15 protein-coding genes are annotated in these 15,541 nt (G+C 62.8%); 9 read left to right on the top strand and 6 right to left on the bottom strand.

The window, feature by feature from the left end:
• Nucleotides 1-138: 138 nt before the first annotated feature.
• Together D0Z70_RS18655 and D0Z70_RS18650 are read left to right on the top strand one after the other, a co-directional pair.
• The gene (locus D0Z70_RS18655) at nucleotides 139-924 is read left to right on the top strand and encodes a TerC family protein (protein WP_119749055.1); all 786 of its coding nucleotides are present in this window, start codon (nucleotides 139-141) and stop codon (nucleotides 922-924) included.
• Nucleotides 925-1,382: 458 nt separating this feature from the next.
• The gene (locus D0Z70_RS18650) at nucleotides 1,383-1,679 is read left to right on the top strand and encodes a DUF2185 domain-containing protein (protein WP_220475672.1); all 297 of its coding nucleotides are present in this window, start codon (nucleotides 1,383-1,385) and stop codon (nucleotides 1,677-1,679) included.
• A gap of 261 nt (nucleotides 1,680-1,940) precedes the next feature.
• On the opposite strand, the gene D0Z70_RS18645 is transcribed toward D0Z70_RS18650, so the two are convergent.
• The 5 genes from D0Z70_RS18645 to D0Z70_RS18625 form a co-directional block, all read right to left on the bottom strand.
• On the bottom strand, nucleotides 1,941-3,311 hold the full coding sequence (locus D0Z70_RS18645) for a class II 3-deoxy-7-phosphoheptulonate synthase (protein WP_119749053.1): 1,371 nt from the start codon (nucleotides 3,309-3,311) through the stop codon (nucleotides 1,941-1,943).
• Between the two features lie 129 nt (nucleotides 3,312-3,440).
• The gene (locus D0Z70_RS18640; RefSeq protein ID WP_119749051.1) at nucleotides 3,441-3,800 is read right to left on the bottom strand and encodes a Rap1a/Tai family immunity protein; all 360 of its coding nucleotides are present in this window, start codon (nucleotides 3,798-3,800) and stop codon (nucleotides 3,441-3,443) included.
• A 125-nt stretch (nucleotides 3,801-3,925) separates the two neighbouring features.
• On the bottom strand, nucleotides 3,926-5,146 hold the full coding sequence (locus D0Z70_RS18635) for a YceI family protein (RefSeq protein ID WP_119749049.1): 1,221 nt from the start codon (nucleotides 5,144-5,146) through the stop codon (nucleotides 3,926-3,928).
• A gap of 86 nt (nucleotides 5,147-5,232) precedes the next feature.
• Nucleotides 5,233-6,576, bottom strand: coding sequence for an alkaline phosphatase family protein (locus D0Z70_RS18630; protein WP_119749047.1), 1,344 nt, complete (start codon nucleotides 6,574-6,576; stop codon nucleotides 5,233-5,235).
• A 101-nt stretch (nucleotides 6,577-6,677) separates the two neighbouring features.
• On the bottom strand, nucleotides 6,678-8,975 hold the full coding sequence (locus D0Z70_RS18625) for a TonB-dependent receptor (RefSeq protein ID WP_119749045.1): 2,298 nt from the start codon (nucleotides 8,973-8,975) through the stop codon (nucleotides 6,678-6,680).
• 240 nt (nucleotides 8,976-9,215) lie between these two features.
• On the opposite strand from D0Z70_RS18625, the gene D0Z70_RS18620 reads away from it, so the two are divergent.
• Entirely contained in the window at nucleotides 9,216-9,653 is a 438-nt protein-coding gene (locus D0Z70_RS18620) for an acyl-CoA thioesterase (protein ID WP_119749153.1), read from the top strand.
• A 163-nt stretch (nucleotides 9,654-9,816) separates the two neighbouring features.
• Here the strand turns inward: D0Z70_RS18620 and D0Z70_RS18615 are convergent, their stop codons facing one another.
• A complete protein-coding gene (locus tag D0Z70_RS18615; protein WP_119749043.1) occupies nucleotides 9,817-10,200 on the bottom strand; it encodes a DUF983 domain-containing protein in 384 nt (127 codons plus the stop codon).
• Between the two features lie 94 nt (nucleotides 10,201-10,294).
• Here D0Z70_RS18615 and pabB point away from each other — a divergent pair, with 94 nt between their 5' ends.
• From pabB to D0Z70_RS24990, 6 genes are all read left to right on the top strand, one after another.
• Entirely contained in the window at nucleotides 10,295-11,470 is a 1,176-nt protein-coding gene (pabB, locus tag D0Z70_RS25490; protein WP_119749041.1) for an aminodeoxychorismate synthase component I, read from the top strand.
• 33 nt (nucleotides 11,471-11,503) lie between these two features.
• The gene (locus D0Z70_RS25485) at nucleotides 11,504-12,127 is read left to right on the top strand and encodes an aminotransferase class IV (RefSeq protein ID WP_119749151.1); all 624 of its coding nucleotides are present in this window, start codon (nucleotides 11,504-11,506) and stop codon (nucleotides 12,125-12,127) included.
• Between the two features lie 126 nt (nucleotides 12,128-12,253).
• The gene (locus D0Z70_RS18600; protein WP_119749039.1) at nucleotides 12,254-13,456 is read left to right on the top strand and encodes a pyridoxal phosphate-dependent aminotransferase; all 1,203 of its coding nucleotides are present in this window, start codon (nucleotides 12,254-12,256) and stop codon (nucleotides 13,454-13,456) included.
• A gap of 326 nt (nucleotides 13,457-13,782) precedes the next feature.
• Nucleotides 13,783-13,935, top strand: a complete 153-nt coding sequence (locus tag D0Z70_RS24995; protein WP_182914030.1) for a hypothetical protein — start codon at nucleotides 13,783-13,785, stop codon at nucleotides 13,933-13,935.
• Nucleotides 13,922-14,593, top strand: a complete 672-nt coding sequence (gene msrA, locus D0Z70_RS18595; RefSeq protein ID WP_119749037.1) for a peptide-methionine (S)-S-oxide reductase MsrA — start codon at nucleotides 13,922-13,924, stop codon at nucleotides 14,591-14,593. The genes D0Z70_RS24995 and msrA overlap by 14 nt, the downstream gene beginning before the upstream one ends.
• A 132-nt stretch (nucleotides 14,594-14,725) precedes the next feature.
• Complete coding sequence (locus tag D0Z70_RS24990; protein WP_182914029.1) at nucleotides 14,726-15,445, top strand: hypothetical protein; 720 nt, start codon at nucleotides 14,726-14,728, stop codon at nucleotides 15,443-15,445.
• The last annotated feature ends 96 nt before the right edge of the window (nucleotides 15,446-15,541 follow it).

Genomic DNA, 15,541 nt, shown 5'->3' with positions numbered 1-15,541 from the left:
TGGACCGTTCCCGTCCAGTCGCTTGGGCCATGCTGCTCGTGATGACAACGTGGTCATGTGACAAAGTGTGTCGCGGGGAACCGGGGGACTTTCCTGTCGTTGCGATGGCGTGCCAAAAGCCCGCACGGAAGGATCAATATGGACAGCCTGCTTACCGCCTTTACCGATCCCACCGCTTTAGCTGCGCTTGTCGCGCTGGTGGTGATGGAAGTGGTGCTGGGTATCGACAATCTGGTGTTCATTTCGATCCTGACCAACAAGCTGCCAGAGCATCAACGGCAAAAGGCGCGCCGCATCGGGATCGGCCTGGCGCTGGGGATGCGCCTCGTTCTGCTGTCCATGATCGCGTGGATCGTCGGCCTGACCGCGCCGGTGTTTAACCTGGGGATTGTCGGCCCACTCAACCAATATGGCGCGCCGACGTTCGAGACCGAATTTTCCTGGCGCGACCTGATCCTGATCGCGGGCGGCCTGTTCCTGATCTGGAAGGCGACCAAGGAAATCCACCACAGCGTCGATCCGGCGGGCGGCGACGATGTGCTGGACAAGAAGAGCGTGGCGACCATCACCTTTGGCAGCGCGATCGTGCAGATCATCCTGCTCGACATGATCTTCTCGCTCGATTCGATCCTGACCGCGGTGGGCATGACCGACAATCTGGCGATCATGGTCATCGCCGTGCTGGTGGCGGTGGCGGCGATGGTGCTGGCCGCCGATCCGCTCGCCAACTTCATCGCCAAGAACCCGACCGTGGTGATGCTGGCGCTCGGCTTCCTGCTGATGATCGGCGCGGTGCTGATTGCCGACGGGTTCGGCGTGCATGTGCCCAAGGGCTATATCTATGCGGCGATGGCGTTTTCGACGCTAGTGGAGTGCCTCAACATCTTCGCGCGGCGGGCGCAGGCGCGGAAAAGGGCGGAGTAGAGTCACAGTAGCGAAGTATAGATTTTGGGGGTAATAGTCATGAGCAAGCCCCTGCAAAACGGTTGTGATGCGCCTGTCAGGTAACAGATGGGTCACAGCGACGCGACAGGTGGGCGACAATGACGCGACGGTTGCGCGCCGGGAAGGCGACAGGGGCGGGGCTGGTGTAGCGCGGGCTGGAGGGGGACGCGTGGGTTCCATCTGGCAGGATAGATCAGAGATTATCCTACATTGGAAGGATGTGGGGTTGAGGGGTGTGGGCGATGGGCAAGTCGGACCTAAATCCACCGTCACCCCGGACTTGATCCGGGGTCCCGCTTCTTTCCCGACGCTTCCGAAGAAAAGCGGGATGCCGGGTCAAGCCCGGCATGACGAAAGGGCAATTGGTATCAACGGCCAAAAGTGGACGTTGCATCAATTCCCGTCCGATATAAAACCGGACTAACTGAGGGACTGCAATGTTGCACAAAATTTTCAAGCTCAAACCCGACCAAATTGCTCCTATCGCACTCGGTCGTGGCGGATGCTTATCCACCGATCGCATCGTTGTCGACGGTGAACCCGTGCGCTACATGTATAGGGAAGCCCACATAAATTCGCAGAATAGCGGCTGGCGTTTCTTTGCTGGTGATGAAAACGACGCCTATATGGCAGACGCTCAGCGGCATGGTATTTACGATGTTAATACGGTCGTAAACTATGATTCAGGCGTGCTGCCGTATCTCGATGCTCCATTTGGAAGCCGCTATGAATGAGTTGGTGATACCTTCCGAAAACTTCGCGACGATGAATAGCAGGCGGCCCACAGCCCATCGATAAAGTTAAAAACTCCCTCTCTAGAACGGATGGGCTTTTGCGGCGGGTGTTCCCCCTCCCGCAAGCGGGAGGGGGTTAGGGGGTGGGCCTGCGCGAGGTTGCGTTGGCCCACCCCGCTGCGACTAAGGCGCTGCGCGCCTAAGTCTCGCTGCCCCTCCCGTGAACGGGAGGGGAATAGGAGATGGACCGTCTCGTCCCCCTCACGCAGCGGCGCGGCGTTCTTTCAGTTCTTCGTTGAGCATTTCTGCCAGCAGGAAGGCCAGTTCCAGGCTCTGCGCCGCATTCAAACGCGGGTCGCAGTGGGTGTGGTAGCGGTCCGCCAGCCCTTCATCGGTGATGGCGATGGCGCCGCCGGTGCATTCGGTGACGTTCTGGCCGGTCATTTCCGCATGGATGCCGCCGCCAAAGCTGCCCTCGGCGCGGTGGACGGCGAAGAAGCCGCGCACTTCGGCCAGGATACGCTCGAAGGGCCGCGTCTTGTAGCCATTGGCGGCCTTGACGACATTGCCGTGCATCGGGTCGCAGGACCAGACCACCGGATGGCCTTCGCGCATCACGGCGCGGACCAGCTTGGGCAGGCCCGCCTCGATCTTGTCATGGCCGTAGCGGGTGATGAGCGTGATCCGCCCGGCTTCGCGGCCTGGGTTCACGACATCGAGCAGGCGGATGAGCGCGTCCGGCTCCAGGCTGGGGCCGCACTTCATGCCGATCGGGTTGCCGATGCCGCGCAGATATTCGACATGGGCCGACCCTTCAAAACGGGTGCGGTCGCCGATCCACAGCATGTGGGCGGACGTGTCATACCAGTCGCCGGTCAGGCTGTCCTGCCGGGTCAGCGCCTGTTCGAACGGCAGCAGCAGCGCTTCATGGCTGGTGTAGAAGCTGGTCCCGCCAAGCTGCGGCACGGTCTCCGCCGACAGGCCGCAGGCGCGCATGAAGTCGAGCGCCTGGCCGATCTGGTCGGCCATCTGTTCGAACTTTGCCGCCCACGGACTACGCCCCATGAAATCGAGCATCCAGCCATGGACGCGGTCCAGGCTGGCATAGCCTCCGGTCGAGAAGGCGCGCAGCAGGTTCAGCGTCGCGGCCGACTGGTTATAGGCCTGCACCATGCGCTGCGGGTCCGGCTCGCGCCCTTCCGCGGTGAAGGCGATGTCGTTGACATTATCGCCGCGATAGCTGGGCAGCTCGATCCCGCCAATGACTTCGGTATCGGCCGAGCGGGGCTTGGCGAACTGGCCCGCCATGCGGCCGACCTTCACCACCGGCAGCTTCGAGGCAAAGGTCAGCACCACCGCCATCTGGAGCAGCACGCGGAACGTGTCGCGGATATTGTTCGGGTGGAACTCGGCAAAGCTCTCGGCGCAATCGCCGCCCTGGAGCAGGAAGGCTTCGCCGGCCGCGACCTTGGCCAGGTCCGTTTTCAGGTTGCGCGCCTCGCCTGCAAAGACGAGCGGCGGAAACTGGCCAAGCTGGGTCTCCACGGCGGCAAGCGCCTGCGTGTCCCGATAGGTGGGCATCTGAATGCCCTTATGCGCGCGCCAGCTATCCGGCGTCCATTTCGCCGCCACGACGAGTCTCCTGAACATGAACCAAAAAAACAGGGGCCGCACCTACGCCGCCGCGCCGTTCAAGGCAAGTTTATAGCAGTCTTGCGTGGCTCAAACGCAATGATCCTTTCGATCAGACTGATCGAGCGGCTATTTCCGGCATGGATAGCGGTCGTTAAGCGCCACGCTGACCAGCACGGAGGCGGGGCCGCGCCGCTGGTCGGGCCAGCGTTCGAGATAGGCGATGACGGTCCGGCGGGCGTCGTCCGCGCTCATCTTGTCCGGCCAGCAGATCGGGCGACCCCGGCCGATGAAGCTGTCCTTGCGGATGCCATCGACTACGCCGACGATATAGGCGGTGCAGGCCAGCGCATATTCGGGCGCCTTGTTGCGGCATTTGGCAAGCAGCGATGTGCCGCTTTCAAACATGAAGGCCTGCGCGCTGGCGGGGTTGGGGGAAGCGGCGATTGAAGCGCCAGAAAGGATGAGGGAGACGAGGAGCGCACGCATATTGGGTTTCCAAGCAACGGATCAGAGTTGATCAGCGACACTATAGCATAGTGCTCCCGCGCAGGCGGGAGCCCAGTCGAGGCACTGGAACTGGACTCCCGCCTGCGCGGGAGGATAGCGGATTTTTACTGTTGCTTCGCCGTGAAGGCGAAGGTCAGTGCTACCTGCGGGGTCAGCCCGCCGCTGCTCTCGCCATTGCCGACGTCGAATGCCGAGCGGGCGATGGTGGCAGTGCCGCTGACCTTGCGGGTCGCGCCGTCGCCCGACAGGGTGAAGCGGATCGTCTGGGGCTTGGCGACGCCTTTGAGGCTGAGCGTGCCGGTGGCGCGATAGGCGTTCGCGCCTGTTTTCTCCGCGCCCTTTGCGGTGAAGGTTGCGGTGGGGTGGGCGGCCACGGCGAAAAATTCGTCGCCCGGCAGCATCCCGTCCTGATAGGCATCGCCGACGCTGGCGCTGGCCATGTCGATCGTCACCTTGATGTCGGCGGTTTCGGGATGGTCCGGGTCCATGACGATCGCGGCGGTCCATTTGGCAAAGCTGCCGCTGATCGTCTGGCCATCATTGCCGACGGAAAAGCCGATTGTGCCGCCAGGTTGCACGGTCCAGGCGGGGGGCGGGCCGACAGATTCTTCCGGTGCGGCTTCGGTAATGTTGGCGGCGGCGTTGTCCGGCGCAGCCTCCACGACATTTGCGGGTTCGGCGATATTTTCCGGCGTTTCGGGCGCTTCGACCGCAGCGGCGGCCTTTGGCGCGGGGGCGGGCAGGATAGCCTTGCCGACGACCAGACCCAGCAGGATCAGCGCGGGCAGGGCGATCAGCAGCGCGGTGGAGCGGCCCGGTATCATCCGCCAGATCAGCCCGTCGCGCATCAGAAAATGATGACGCAGCGCGCCTGCGACATGGAGCAGGAACAGCGCGATGCCGAGCCAGGCGATCAGGCCATGGCCGCCCTCCGCCAACTCATGCGCTGATGCGGGCAGCGGCAGATGGGGCAGGGGCAGGACACCGAACAGCAGGGTCGGCACCTTGACCTTGGCAGTCGATACCAGCGCCCATCCGGTCAGCGGCGCGCCCAGCATGAAGGCGTAGAGGCCGACATGCACGCCGGACGCCAGCGCGCCCTGCCAGCCGCCTTCCAGTTTGGCCAGGCGCGGCTTCCAGTAGCGCACGACGATCCGCAACAGGGTCAGCAGCAATATCGTGATGCCGACCGACTTGTGCCACTGGTAGAGGGCAAAGCCCCGCGCGCCCAGATCCTCCAGCGCCCAGCCAACGCTGATCTGGAAGGCGAGCAGGGCGGCGATCGCCCAGTGCAGGATGATGGCGACAAGGCTGTAGCGTTGCATGAAAACCCCGGCAGGATGGACGTGGCGCGAAAGCTATGCCGCGCGCGGGGTGAAGTCCATCGCCCTGCCGGGAAACGCAGCGTTGCCTATGGCTTGAGGGGGAGCGCTGCGGCATCCGCGTCGGGCAGGGATGCGCCCATGATCTTGGCCAGCGTGGGCGCGATCGCGCGCATGTCGATCAGGCCCAGATCCTTGTCCCGCGCAACGCCCTTGCCCATGATCATGAAGGTCGCGCGCACATTGGCGGGACCGGGGAAATAGCCGTGCATCCCCTTGACCGGGCTGCGGGCGACCACTGGCGCGGTGGCCCCGCGGAATATATCGGTGACATAGGCGGGGGCGAGGTTGATGTAATAGCTCGCCTGCGGATTGCCGCCCATCGCGGCGATCTGTGTCTTGTCGGCGATCCTGACGATGCCGTTGGCCGGATTGGCGGCAAGCGTGTCGAGCAGCGCCTTCACCCGCACCGCCAGCGCCGCGTCGTCAGGCCGGGCCAGCATGATCGCGGCTGATCCGCCCGATATCCAGGGCATGGCCAGCCAGGAGGCGACCTTGCCATCCTTGTCGAGCGTGATCAGACCCGCGTCGATAAAGGGGCGGTAGAGGTTGATCGCTGTTTGGGTCGCTTCAAAGCCATGGTCGCTGACCAGCGCGATGACAGCGTCGGGATGGGCCTGCATTTCGGCCACCACCAGATCACCGACGATGGCGTCGATCTTTTCCAGCACCGCCCTGGCGGCTTGGGTGTCCGGTCCCATGGCATGTTGCTCGTGGTCCAGCGCGGTCAGATAGACGGTCAGGAATTGCGGCTTGTGCGCGGCGATCAGCGCAGTGGCGAAACGGCCGCGCAGCTGGTCGCCGGGCAGGCTTTCATCAATGCCCATGGCATAGGGCGCGCCGACTTTCGCCTCCAGTTCGGCTTTCAGGCCGGGCGTTGCCAGCGCATCGAGCAATTTGGCGTCGTCGGCATGACCGGTGCGCCAGATTTGCGGCAGGTTCCACGTCACGCCCTTGGCCGCGACGCTGACCGGCCAGTGGATATTGCCGGTGGACAGGCCCGCCTTGGTCGCGGCCTCCCACAGGGTCGGCACCTTGATGTCCTGCGCATACCAATACCAGCCGCCCTGGTTGATGCCGGTGGGGTCGAAACTGTTATTGGCGACGATGCCATGCTTGGCCGGGGTGGTGCCGGTCATCAGCGTCGTGTGGCTGGGATAGGTCAGTGTCGGCAACACGCCGGTGACGCCCGCTGCGTGTGCGCCCTGGGTTACGAAGCGGCGCAGGTTGGGGAGGGAAAGGCCGCGCTTGTCCGCCTCCAGCACGTCGCCGGGCCGCAGCCCGTCGATCGAGATGAGGAGGACGGGGTCCGCCAGTGCCGTTGTCGGAATGAGGGCGGCGAGGGCGGTGGCGAGGAGCGCGGTCTTTTTCATGATGATTGTCCCAACTGCCGTTCGCTTCGAGCGTGTCGAGAAGCGGATTACGCTGTGCGCGACGTTTCTCGACTTCGCTCGAAACGAACGGAGCGTGTTGTTTAGAACCCGGCCTTTAGCGTGGCGAAGAACTGTTGCGGGGCGCCGACCAGCAGGGTCTGGGCGTCGCCGCTATTGCCAAAGCCGCCCGACCCGATCGTGCCGACATAGCGTTTGTCGAGCAGGTTGGTGGCGTTGAACTGCACCTCCAGCGTGTCGGTGAAGCGATAGCCGAGCGAGGCGTCGACGATCAGGCGGCCGGGGACCGAGGCGTCGTTGGTGTAGCTGTAATAGCGACGCGACATATAGTTGAGACCGACACGGAAGAAGCGCTGGCCATCGTCATAGTTGAACTCGCCGCGCGCCATATGCTTGGGGCTGTCCACCACGGTCTTGTCCTTGATCGCCGCGACCAGCACGCCATTGCCGTTCACCACATCGTCGCGATAGGTCGCGTCGGTGTAGCTGTAGCTGGCATAGAGGCCAAAGCCGCCGCCCAGCTTCAGGTCGCCCGCGGCCTCGACGCCGATGGCGCGGACGCCGCCGACATTCTGGAGCGCCGACGGGTTGCCCTGGATCGCCGATCCGACCTGCACCGCGAGCAGGCGGTTGCGGAAGTTGACGAGATAGGCGCCCAGCGTGCCGTTGAAGATGGGCGTATTGTAGCGCAGGCCCAGTTCATAAGTGTCCGATTCTTCCGGTTTCAGATCATCCTTGATCGCGTCGAAACCGGCCTGATTGGTCGAGAAAGGACCGGTCGTGGTGGCGCTGGCAAAGGCGCGGGTCGACTGGCTGAAACCGCCAAAGACTTCTGCTTCCGGGGTGACCTGCACGACGAAACCGGCGGTGGGCTGGAACCAGTCCTGCGCCTTGATCTTGCCCTGCGGGAAGCTGGCCTGAACGACGGCTTCGGCCTTGTTGGTAACCGAAAAGCCCTTCCACCCCAGGTTGATCGTCACCATGCCAAGGTCGATCTTGTCCTGCACATGATATTGGAAGGTGTCGGTGGTGAAGTCGAATTCCCACTGCGTCGCAAACGGGTTCTTCGGATAGTCACGGAACGACAGGCCGGGTTCCGTGCGGCTGGCAAAGGCGTAGAAGCGGCGGGCCTGATTGAACTTGTTATTTTCATACCATGCGCCGACGTTCAGAGTCTGGCGGCCGATGGTAAAATCGACGCTGCCGAAGCCGCCGATCCGGTCCATTTCATATTCGGTGGTGCGCACCGACATGGGAACGCCATTGGGGCTGGGGACATAGGGGGTCGCCCACAGGCCCATGCCGCTGTTATTGTGATAATAGCCCTTGAGGTTCAGCTTGGCCTGTTCGCCCAGCGGCGTGGTGAAGCCGATCGCGCCGAGCCAGTCCTTGCGCAGGCCCGATGCGTCATAATAGGCGTCGTCGGCGCTGGTGACATTGCCGGGATAGGTCTGGCCGGTGGCGACGCTCGCGCCGCTATAGTCGAAACGGCCATCGGGGAAGGGCGATCCGCCGCTGTTGCTGACGCGGTCCACGTCATTCAGGCGGGCGGCATAGTCGATCGCGCGGGCATAGTCGGGATAGGTGTTGTCCCAATCCCAGCCGAGCCGATTGATCATGCCCATCGACATGTCCTGATAATCCTGTTCACGGCGGTCTGAATAGCTCAGCCAGCCGTCAATCTGGGCCTCGCCTACGGGCACGATCACCTTGGCATTGCCCATATGCTGGTCCTGCGTGCCTTGGCCCTTATATTTGTCGGTCGATCCATAGCCGTAGGAGACATAGCCGCGCACGCCATCCCTGGTGCCCAGATTGAGGCGGGCAAAGGCGCGGATCGTTTCGTTGCTGCCATAGGTCAGGCCGCCCTGCGCGCCCAGTTCGCCGGTCGGGTCGGCCGAGAAGGTCTCGACCGTGCCGCCCAGATTGCCGGTCGCCTGCGTACCGAGCGAACCGGCACCCTGCGACACGCGCACGCTGCCGATATTTTCGCTGCTGATGGCGCGGGTGATGTGCAGGCCATTATGGTTGCCATAGCTCATGTCGCCCAGCGGGATGCCGTCGAAGGTGAAGCCCAGCTGGTTCTGGTTGAAGCTGCGGATGGTAACGCGCTGCGACCATTCATAATTGCCGAACGGGTCGGCCGACTGGAAATTGACGCTGGGCAGCTTTTCGATGGCTTTGAGCGGATTGGTGCCGGGCGTCAGCACGACAATCTCACGCGCCTGTATTTCCTGCACCTGGCGGGTTTCGCCGCGACCAAAGACGATGATCGTCGCATCGTCCGGTGCTGCCTCTGCGGCGGGCGTTGCCGTCTGGGCGAAGGCGGGCGTGGCGGCCAGCATGGTGGAGGCGAGCAGCAGGGCAGTGGCAGGACGCATGAAATTTCCCCTTGGATGACCGTGATCGGCTTGGTCCGGGGCCGTAGGCGCGTGATGTTGCACTGCAATGTTAGGAGCTTGACGGATTGGCGTCGTCTGCGTGACACTCTTGTGATGCGCGCGCATCTTGCGCCAGATTGTGTCATAAAGGTCGCAGTCGCGCCATTTTCGCTGGCGCGATTGCATCACTCGTCAGCATGGCTATGGCATTGCCATCCCTATCTTATTGGAAAGCAGGACATGGCCAAACCCGAATCCTGGCGTTTCAGTCCCGAAGCCTATCGCTTCGTTACCAGCATCGACACCCGCTTTCAGGATCTCGATACGATGGGCCACATCAATAATGTGGCGATTTCCGGCATCTTCGAGACCGCGCGCATCCGCTTTCACCATCATATGGGCCGCCATCCGCAGGAACAGGGCGTGCGCTGGCTGGTGGCCAATGTGAACCTCAATTTCATCGAGGAATCGCACTTTCCCTATCCGTTCGACGTCCATTGCGCGATCGGCCATATCGGCCGGACCAGCTGGACGATCAGCTCGGCCGGGTTCCAGAAGGGCGTCTGCGTCGCCACCTGCGACACCACCGTCGTCACCCATGGCGCCGAAGGCCGCCGCGAGATTGACGAGACGCTGCGCGAGGCGATGGAACTGAATTTCATCCGCCAGCCGGGGTAACGCCGAGCCGCTTTACTACCGCCGTTCGTCCTGAGTAGCCGCTGACCCCGGACTTGATCCGGGGGGCGTATCGAAGGATGCGTATCAGCGCGATGCTTCGATACGGGCCTTCGACAGGCTCAGTCCCTACTCAGCACGAACGGGATTGGGGCTATGTCCCTATTCACCCAAACCCGTGCATCCGCCGCGACCATTGGAAGGCGATGACTGCGCCCTTGACCGGCTGGATCATCGCGACCGCCAGCAGCAGCGCCAGGCTCGGCCAGATCGCCGCCTGCCAGCCCAGCGGAATGTCGAGTGCGCTGTTCACTTCGATCATCAGCGGCACCAATATATGGCCCAGCAACAGGATGACGATATAGGAGGGGAAGTCGTCGGCCTGATGCGTGTCCCAGCGCTGGCCGCAATGGGCGCAGGCGGTTGTCGGCTTGAGGAAGCGGGCGAACATCCGCCCCTCGCCACAGGCCGGGCAACGCCCGCGCAGCGCCAGGCCGATGGCGGCGCCAAGCGGACGATCGGGGGCGGCTTTGGGGGTCTGATCGGGCATAGGCGCTGAGGTAGGGTCTGTGGCCATGCGGCGCAACACAGCATATTCCCTTACTGACCCTTTCGCCCGCGCAAAAGCCTGTTAATAAGCCGCCATGCGTCTCCCCGGTCCGTCCGAAGTCTTTGCCCTGTTCGACGATGCGCGCGTGCGTGGCGCTGCCCCGGCGCGGCTCTATCGCGATCCGGTGGGCATCATCGCGGCGCATAGCATGGACGAGGTCCAGCCCGCGCTCGACCGGCTGGCCGACGCGCGTGAGAGCGGGCTGCATGTGGCGGGTTACATGGCCTATGAGGCCGGCCTTGCGCTGGAGGAGCGGCTCGCGCCGATCGCCCGCCGTCGTCAGGCGGACAGCAGCGCCGGGCCGCTGCTGTGGTTCGGCCTGTTTGAAGGGGTGCGGCTGATCGCGCCGGGGACGCTGCCTGACCTACTGCCCGATCCGGCCGGGGCCAGCGTCACGCCACCGCGCCCGCTGATCGACGAGGCAGAGTATCGCGCGGCGTTCAACGCGGTGCAGGACTATATTCGCGCGGGGGACATTTATCAGGCGAACCTGACCTTCCCCTGCGAAACCAGACTGACCGGCGATCCGATGGCGCTCTATGCCGCGATCCGCCCCCGCGCGGCGGCAGGCTATGGCGGCGTGATCCGCACCGGCGGGCAGGCTTTGCTGTCCTTTTCGCCCGAACTTTTCTTTACGCTGGTGCGCGGCCAGCTGACCGCGCGACCGATGAAGGGCACCGCGACCCGCCATGCCGACCCGCAACAGGACGCGGCGCTGGCCCAATGGCTGCAAAGCGACGCCAAGCAGCGCGCGGAAAATCTGATGATCGTCGACCTGTTGCGCAACGACCTGTCGCGCGTGTCGCGCGCGGGCAGCGTGACCGTGCCCGACCTGTTCAAGGTGGAGACCTATCCGACAGTCCACCAACTGGTGTCGACCGTGCGCGCGCGCATCCTGCCCGGCCTGTCGCCGGTCGATGTGCTGCGGGTGCTGTTCCCCTGCGGATCGATAACTGGTGCGCCCAAGGTGCGGGCGATGGAGATACTCGACGCGCTCGAACCCCATGCGCGTGGCGTCTATACCGGCTCGATGGGCTGGATCGACCCGGATGGCGACGCGGCGTTCAACGTCGCGATCCGCACCCTGACCATCGATGAAGGCGCTGGCGTCGGACGGTTGGGGCTTGGCTCTGGTCTGGTGGTGGATTCAGAGGCCGGTTCGGAATGGGCGGAATGTCTGGCCAAGGGGCGGTTTCTTGCTGGCGCTTGACATATTTGCCGCCAACGGCTTGGAATAATGGCAATGTCACTGGCCGATGGACGCTATGATCTGCTCGAAACCATGGCCTTCGATCCGCTCGAAGGCATCAGGTTGCTGGAGCTGCACCTCACAAGGTTGAAGGCGAGCGCCGACGCGCTCGGCTTTGCCTTCGATCGCCATGGCGTGCGCAACGAATTGCAGGCCGCGACCTTCCGCCTGCGCGACCATAGCCGGGTGCGGCTAATGGTGTCGCGCGGCGGGGCGGTGGCGATCGAGGTGCGTGATCGGATCGCCTGGCCCGCCGCGATCGTCCCGGTCAAGGTGGTGCCGCGCCATGCGCCTGCCGATGACCTGCGGCTGCTGCATAAGACGACCGACCGGTCGCTCTATCGCGACGCGCTGGCGCGCGGCGGAACCTATGAAGTCGCGCTGATCGATGCGCAGGGCTATGTAACCGAGGGCTGCTATTCCTCGATCTTCGTCGAGCGCGGCGACAAATTGCTCACCCCGCCGCGCTCGCGCGGCCTGCTGCCTGGCATCTTGCGCCAGAGCCTGATCGACATGGGCGAGGCGGTCGAGGCGGACCTGCGCCCGCATGATCTGGACAATGGCTTCTTCATCGGCAACGCCGCGCGCGGCATGGTCGCGGCGACGCGGGCGCATTAGCCACATCATTCTGCCGTAAATCCATTAAGCCCTAACTGGCCGGTTGCCCCTGCGTCTGTTGCGCACTAAGGACCGCCGCGTCCGCTTTGCTTGCGGATACGGGGATTCTTTCGAAAGATAATTACCATGAGCCAGACTTCCGCCGCCCTTGGTCGTATCCAGCCTTCCGCCACGCTTGCCATGAGCGCGCGGGTGAATGCGCTCAAGGCGCAGGGCGTGGACGTGATTGGCCTGTCGGCGGGGGAGCCGGACTTTGACACGCCCGATTTCGTCAAGGAAGCGGGCATTGCCGCCATTCGCAACAACCTGACCCGCTATACCGACGTGGACGGCACCGCCGACGTCAAGGAAGCGGTCATGTTCAAATTCCAGCGCGACAATGGCCTGGCCTACAAGCGCAGCCAGATCACGGTGAACTCCGGTGGCAAGCACACCCTGTTCAACGCGCTGGTCGCGACCGTGGATGTGGGCGATGAAGTCATCATCCCGGCGCCTTACTGGGTCAGCTATCCCGACATCGTGAATTTCGCGGGCGGCACCCCGGTGTTCATCGAGGGTCCGGCAAGCCAGGGCTACAAGATCACCGCCGCCCAGCTGGAAGCCGCGATCACCCCGCGCACCAAATGGGTGATGCTGAACTCGCCGTCCAACCCCAGTGGCGCGGCCTATTCGGCGGCGGAGCTGAAGGAGCTGGCGGACGTGCTGCTGCGCCATCCCCATGTCCTCATCATGACCGACGATATGTATGAGCATGTCTGGTATGCGACGACCCCCTTCGCCACCATCGCGCAGGTCTGCCCGGAACTCTATGACCGCACGCTGACGGTCAATGGCTGTTCCAAGGCTTTCTCCATGACCGGCTGGCGCATTGGTTTTGCCGGTGGTCCCGAATGGATCATCAAGGCGATGGGCAAGCTGCAATCGCAGTCGACCAGCAACCCCTGCTCGATCAGCCAGGCGGCCGCCGTCGCCGCGCTCACCGGTCCGCAGGATTTTCTGGAGGATCGCAACGCCGCCTTCAAGAAGCGCCGCGACATGGTTGTCGCGATGCTGAACGATGCGCCCGGCCTCGATTGCCCCACGCCCGAAGGCGCGTTCTACGTCTATCCCGACGCCAGCGGCGTGATCGGCAAGGTGACGCCCAAGGGGGTGACGATCGACAGCGACGAAACGCTGATCGGCTACTTCCTGGACGAAGCCAAGGTTGCCGCCGTCCATGGCGCCGCCTTCGGCCTATCCCCCGCCTTCCGCATCAGCTATGCGACGTCGGAAGAGGTGCTGAAAAAGGCCTGCACCCGCATCCAGGAAGCCTGCGCCGCCCTGAAATAACAGTCCTCCCCAAGCTTGCTTGGGGAGGGGGACCGCTGGCGAAGCCAGTGGTGGAGGGGCGGGGCGTCCAGACGCCAACACCCCCCATTCCCGCACAAACAGAAACGGTCCTTTTCCTTCCGCGCCGTCTTGCAGATAGCGCGGGAGCTTCTATATCCGCGTTGCATAGTGAAACTGATTTAAGGCGACGCCCCGTTCGTCGTTCTGTCCCTTGTTCTGGTCGAAAGCCGCACGCACGGCGCGCGATGTTCAGCAAGGGGCAAGACAGCGGGGTGTAACCGATCGGCCTGAACCGCCGAAACCAAAGCATAAGAAAGGCACAGGCCATGATGGCGTTTTTGAAATCCGAATTGTTCCTGCGCTTTCTGGGCGGGTTTGCGATCGGTGCCGTCGGCATGGTACTGCTCCAGCCCGATGAACAGCCGATCCTCAGTTCCCCGGCGATTGCCGCGACCAGCACCAATCATGCGGCGCTCTGACGGCATCAGCCTCGCCATATTCGCGGCGCTTGCCGTCGCATCCCCGGTGCGCGCCGAGCGCCCGGTCCTGGCCCCCGTCGCCACCATCGACGCCGCACCCACCCGCAAGCTGGAAACCGCCGTCTTTGCCGGTGGCTGCTATTGGGGCGTGGAGGGCGTCTTTTCCCATGTGAAGGGCGTCCATCTGGTCAAGTCCGGCTTTGCCGGTGGCCCGGTCAACCGCCGCGTCGATTATGAGATGGTCAGCGGCGGCGACACCGGCTTTGCCGAGGCGGTTCGCGTCACCTACGACCCCAAACAGGTCAGCTACGCCACGCTGCTGCGTATCTTCTTCTCGGTCATCGCCGATCCCACGACGCTCAACTATCAGGGGCCAGACCATGGCACCCAATATCGCAGCGCGCTCTTCCCGCTGAACGCCGAACAGGGCAAGGCAGCGGCCGCCTATCTGGCGCAGCTCAGCAAGGCAGGCCTGTGGCGCGACCCGGTGGTGACGAAGGTGGAGCGCTTCACCGGCTTTCAGGATGCCGGGACCGACCATCAGGACTTCATGCGCAATAACCCGCGCCATCCCTACATATTGCGCTGGGACGCCCCCAAGCTGGCGGCGTTCAAGGCGATGTTTTCGGCGCTGTATCGGGACAAGCCGTCGGCATAATTCAAAAGCGTAGTTTGAGGCCGGGGAATCCGGGCCAAGGGTTCGCGCTGACCGCCGTTTGTAGAGCAAGGCGTATCGCGGATATTACGCGAGCAACGTGACGTTCGCTCAGGTTGCTGGTAGGGTCGTTTGATGCCCATTAAGCGCAATAGCAAGCTCGTGTCGAATGAACAGCTGCAGGCATTGTTCGATGATTTTGAAAGCAACTCGACTGTTCTAGAGGATGGACGCCTCAGTTTTCCTGGCTTCCGAACAACCCAGCACCTGAGAGAGATTCTCCCGGATGCCTTTATTGTGAAACCAGCACTGCGACGTTCGGCAGCTATTCGGCTTTTTCTTAGGGCGCTTTACCAATCTCGCCGTGATGGGCTTCTGACTGCGGAAGCGGTTATCGAGCGAGCAGAGGAGTTTTATCGGCAAGACCGAGCAGTCAGGCTAAAGAAGTTTACTCTGTGGACAAAAATTAGGGCTAGGGGAATGGCCCAAGTTCAAAATCTTAAATTCAATTGGGCGGATGTTTCGATTCGCACTGTTGCAGAATTGCCAAAATGGCTTCGACTTGAACCATTTGAAAACTCTAGTATTGGGTACGTCGACCCAGCCCAACCCAATCATTCTGGCTACGTAATCCTTAGTTGCCGGGAGAGAATGGAGGACGACGCAGTTGATCGGATGCTGGATGCGCTTCATTTGCTGATGGCATTGATGAATATTTATGAAACCCGAGGCAGTTGGACAATTATGTCGGGTCACAATTGGACGGCGGGCCAGCTTCGGATGGGGCCATTTCAATTCGTATTTCGAGAGCGCAAATTTCTCGGCAAGAAGGTCGTGTCCCACGGGGTGGTGTAGGAACCGTCGATCCACGGCAGGATCGGGTTCGGGTCAGGCGGCCAGAGCTGGCAGGCTGACGATTGGGTTATGGCTCACCGAGCCGATTGTTTCCAG

The sequence above is a fragment of the Sphingobium terrigena genome, assembly GCF_003591655.1.
GTDB classification, from domain to species: Bacteria; Pseudomonadota; Alphaproteobacteria; order Sphingomonadales; family Sphingomonadaceae; genus Sphingobium; species Sphingobium terrigena.
Note: the sequence above shows the minus strand (reverse complement) of the source record. Positions and strands in the feature narration are given on the sequence as shown.

Bases quoted from the DNA above. Each gene is read 5' to 3' on its own strand.
- D0Z70_RS18655 (WP_119749055.1), top strand. From the start codon at position 139: ATGGACAGCCTGCTTACCGCCTTTACCGATCCCACCGCTTTAGCTGCG.
- D0Z70_RS24990 (WP_182914029.1), top strand. From the start codon at position 14,726: ATGCCCATTAAGCGCAATAGCAAGCTCGTGTCGAATGAACAGCTGCAG.
- D0Z70_RS18615 (WP_119749043.1), bottom strand. From the start codon at position 10,200: ATGCCCGATCAGACCCCCAAAGCCGCCCCCGATCGTCCGCTTGGCGCC.
- D0Z70_RS24995 (WP_182914030.1), top strand. From the start codon at position 13,783: ATGATGGCGTTTTTGAAATCCGAATTGTTCCTGCGCTTTCTGGGCGGG.
- msrA (WP_119749037.1), top strand. From the start codon at position 13,922: ATGCGGCGCTCTGACGGCATCAGCCTCGCCATATTCGCGGCGCTTGCC.
- D0Z70_RS18600 (WP_119749039.1), top strand. From the start codon at position 12,254: ATGAGCCAGACTTCCGCCGCCCTTGGTCGTATCCAGCCTTCCGCCACG.
- D0Z70_RS18630 (WP_119749047.1), bottom strand. From the start codon at position 6,576: ATGAAAAAGACCGCGCTCCTCGCCACCGCCCTCGCCGCCCTCATTCCG.
- D0Z70_RS18650 (WP_220475672.1), top strand. From the start codon at position 1,383: ATGTTGCACAAAATTTTCAAGCTCAAACCCGACCAAATTGCTCCTATC.
- D0Z70_RS18625 (WP_119749045.1), bottom strand. From the start codon at position 8,975: ATGCGTCCTGCCACTGCCCTGCTGCTCGCCTCCACCATGCTGGCCGCC.
- D0Z70_RS18640 (WP_119749051.1), bottom strand. From the start codon at position 3,800: ATGCGTGCGCTCCTCGTCTCCCTCATCCTTTCTGGCGCTTCAATCGCC.
- pabB (WP_119749041.1), top strand. From the start codon at position 10,295: ATGCGTCTCCCCGGTCCGTCCGAAGTCTTTGCCCTGTTCGACGATGCG.
- D0Z70_RS18620 (WP_119749153.1), top strand. From the start codon at position 9,216: ATGGCCAAACCCGAATCCTGGCGTTTCAGTCCCGAAGCCTATCGCTTC.
- D0Z70_RS18635 (WP_119749049.1), bottom strand. From the start codon at position 5,146: ATGCAACGCTACAGCCTTGTCGCCATCATCCTGCACTGGGCGATCGCC.
- D0Z70_RS25485 (WP_119749151.1), top strand. From the start codon at position 11,504: ATGTCACTGGCCGATGGACGCTATGATCTGCTCGAAACCATGGCCTTC.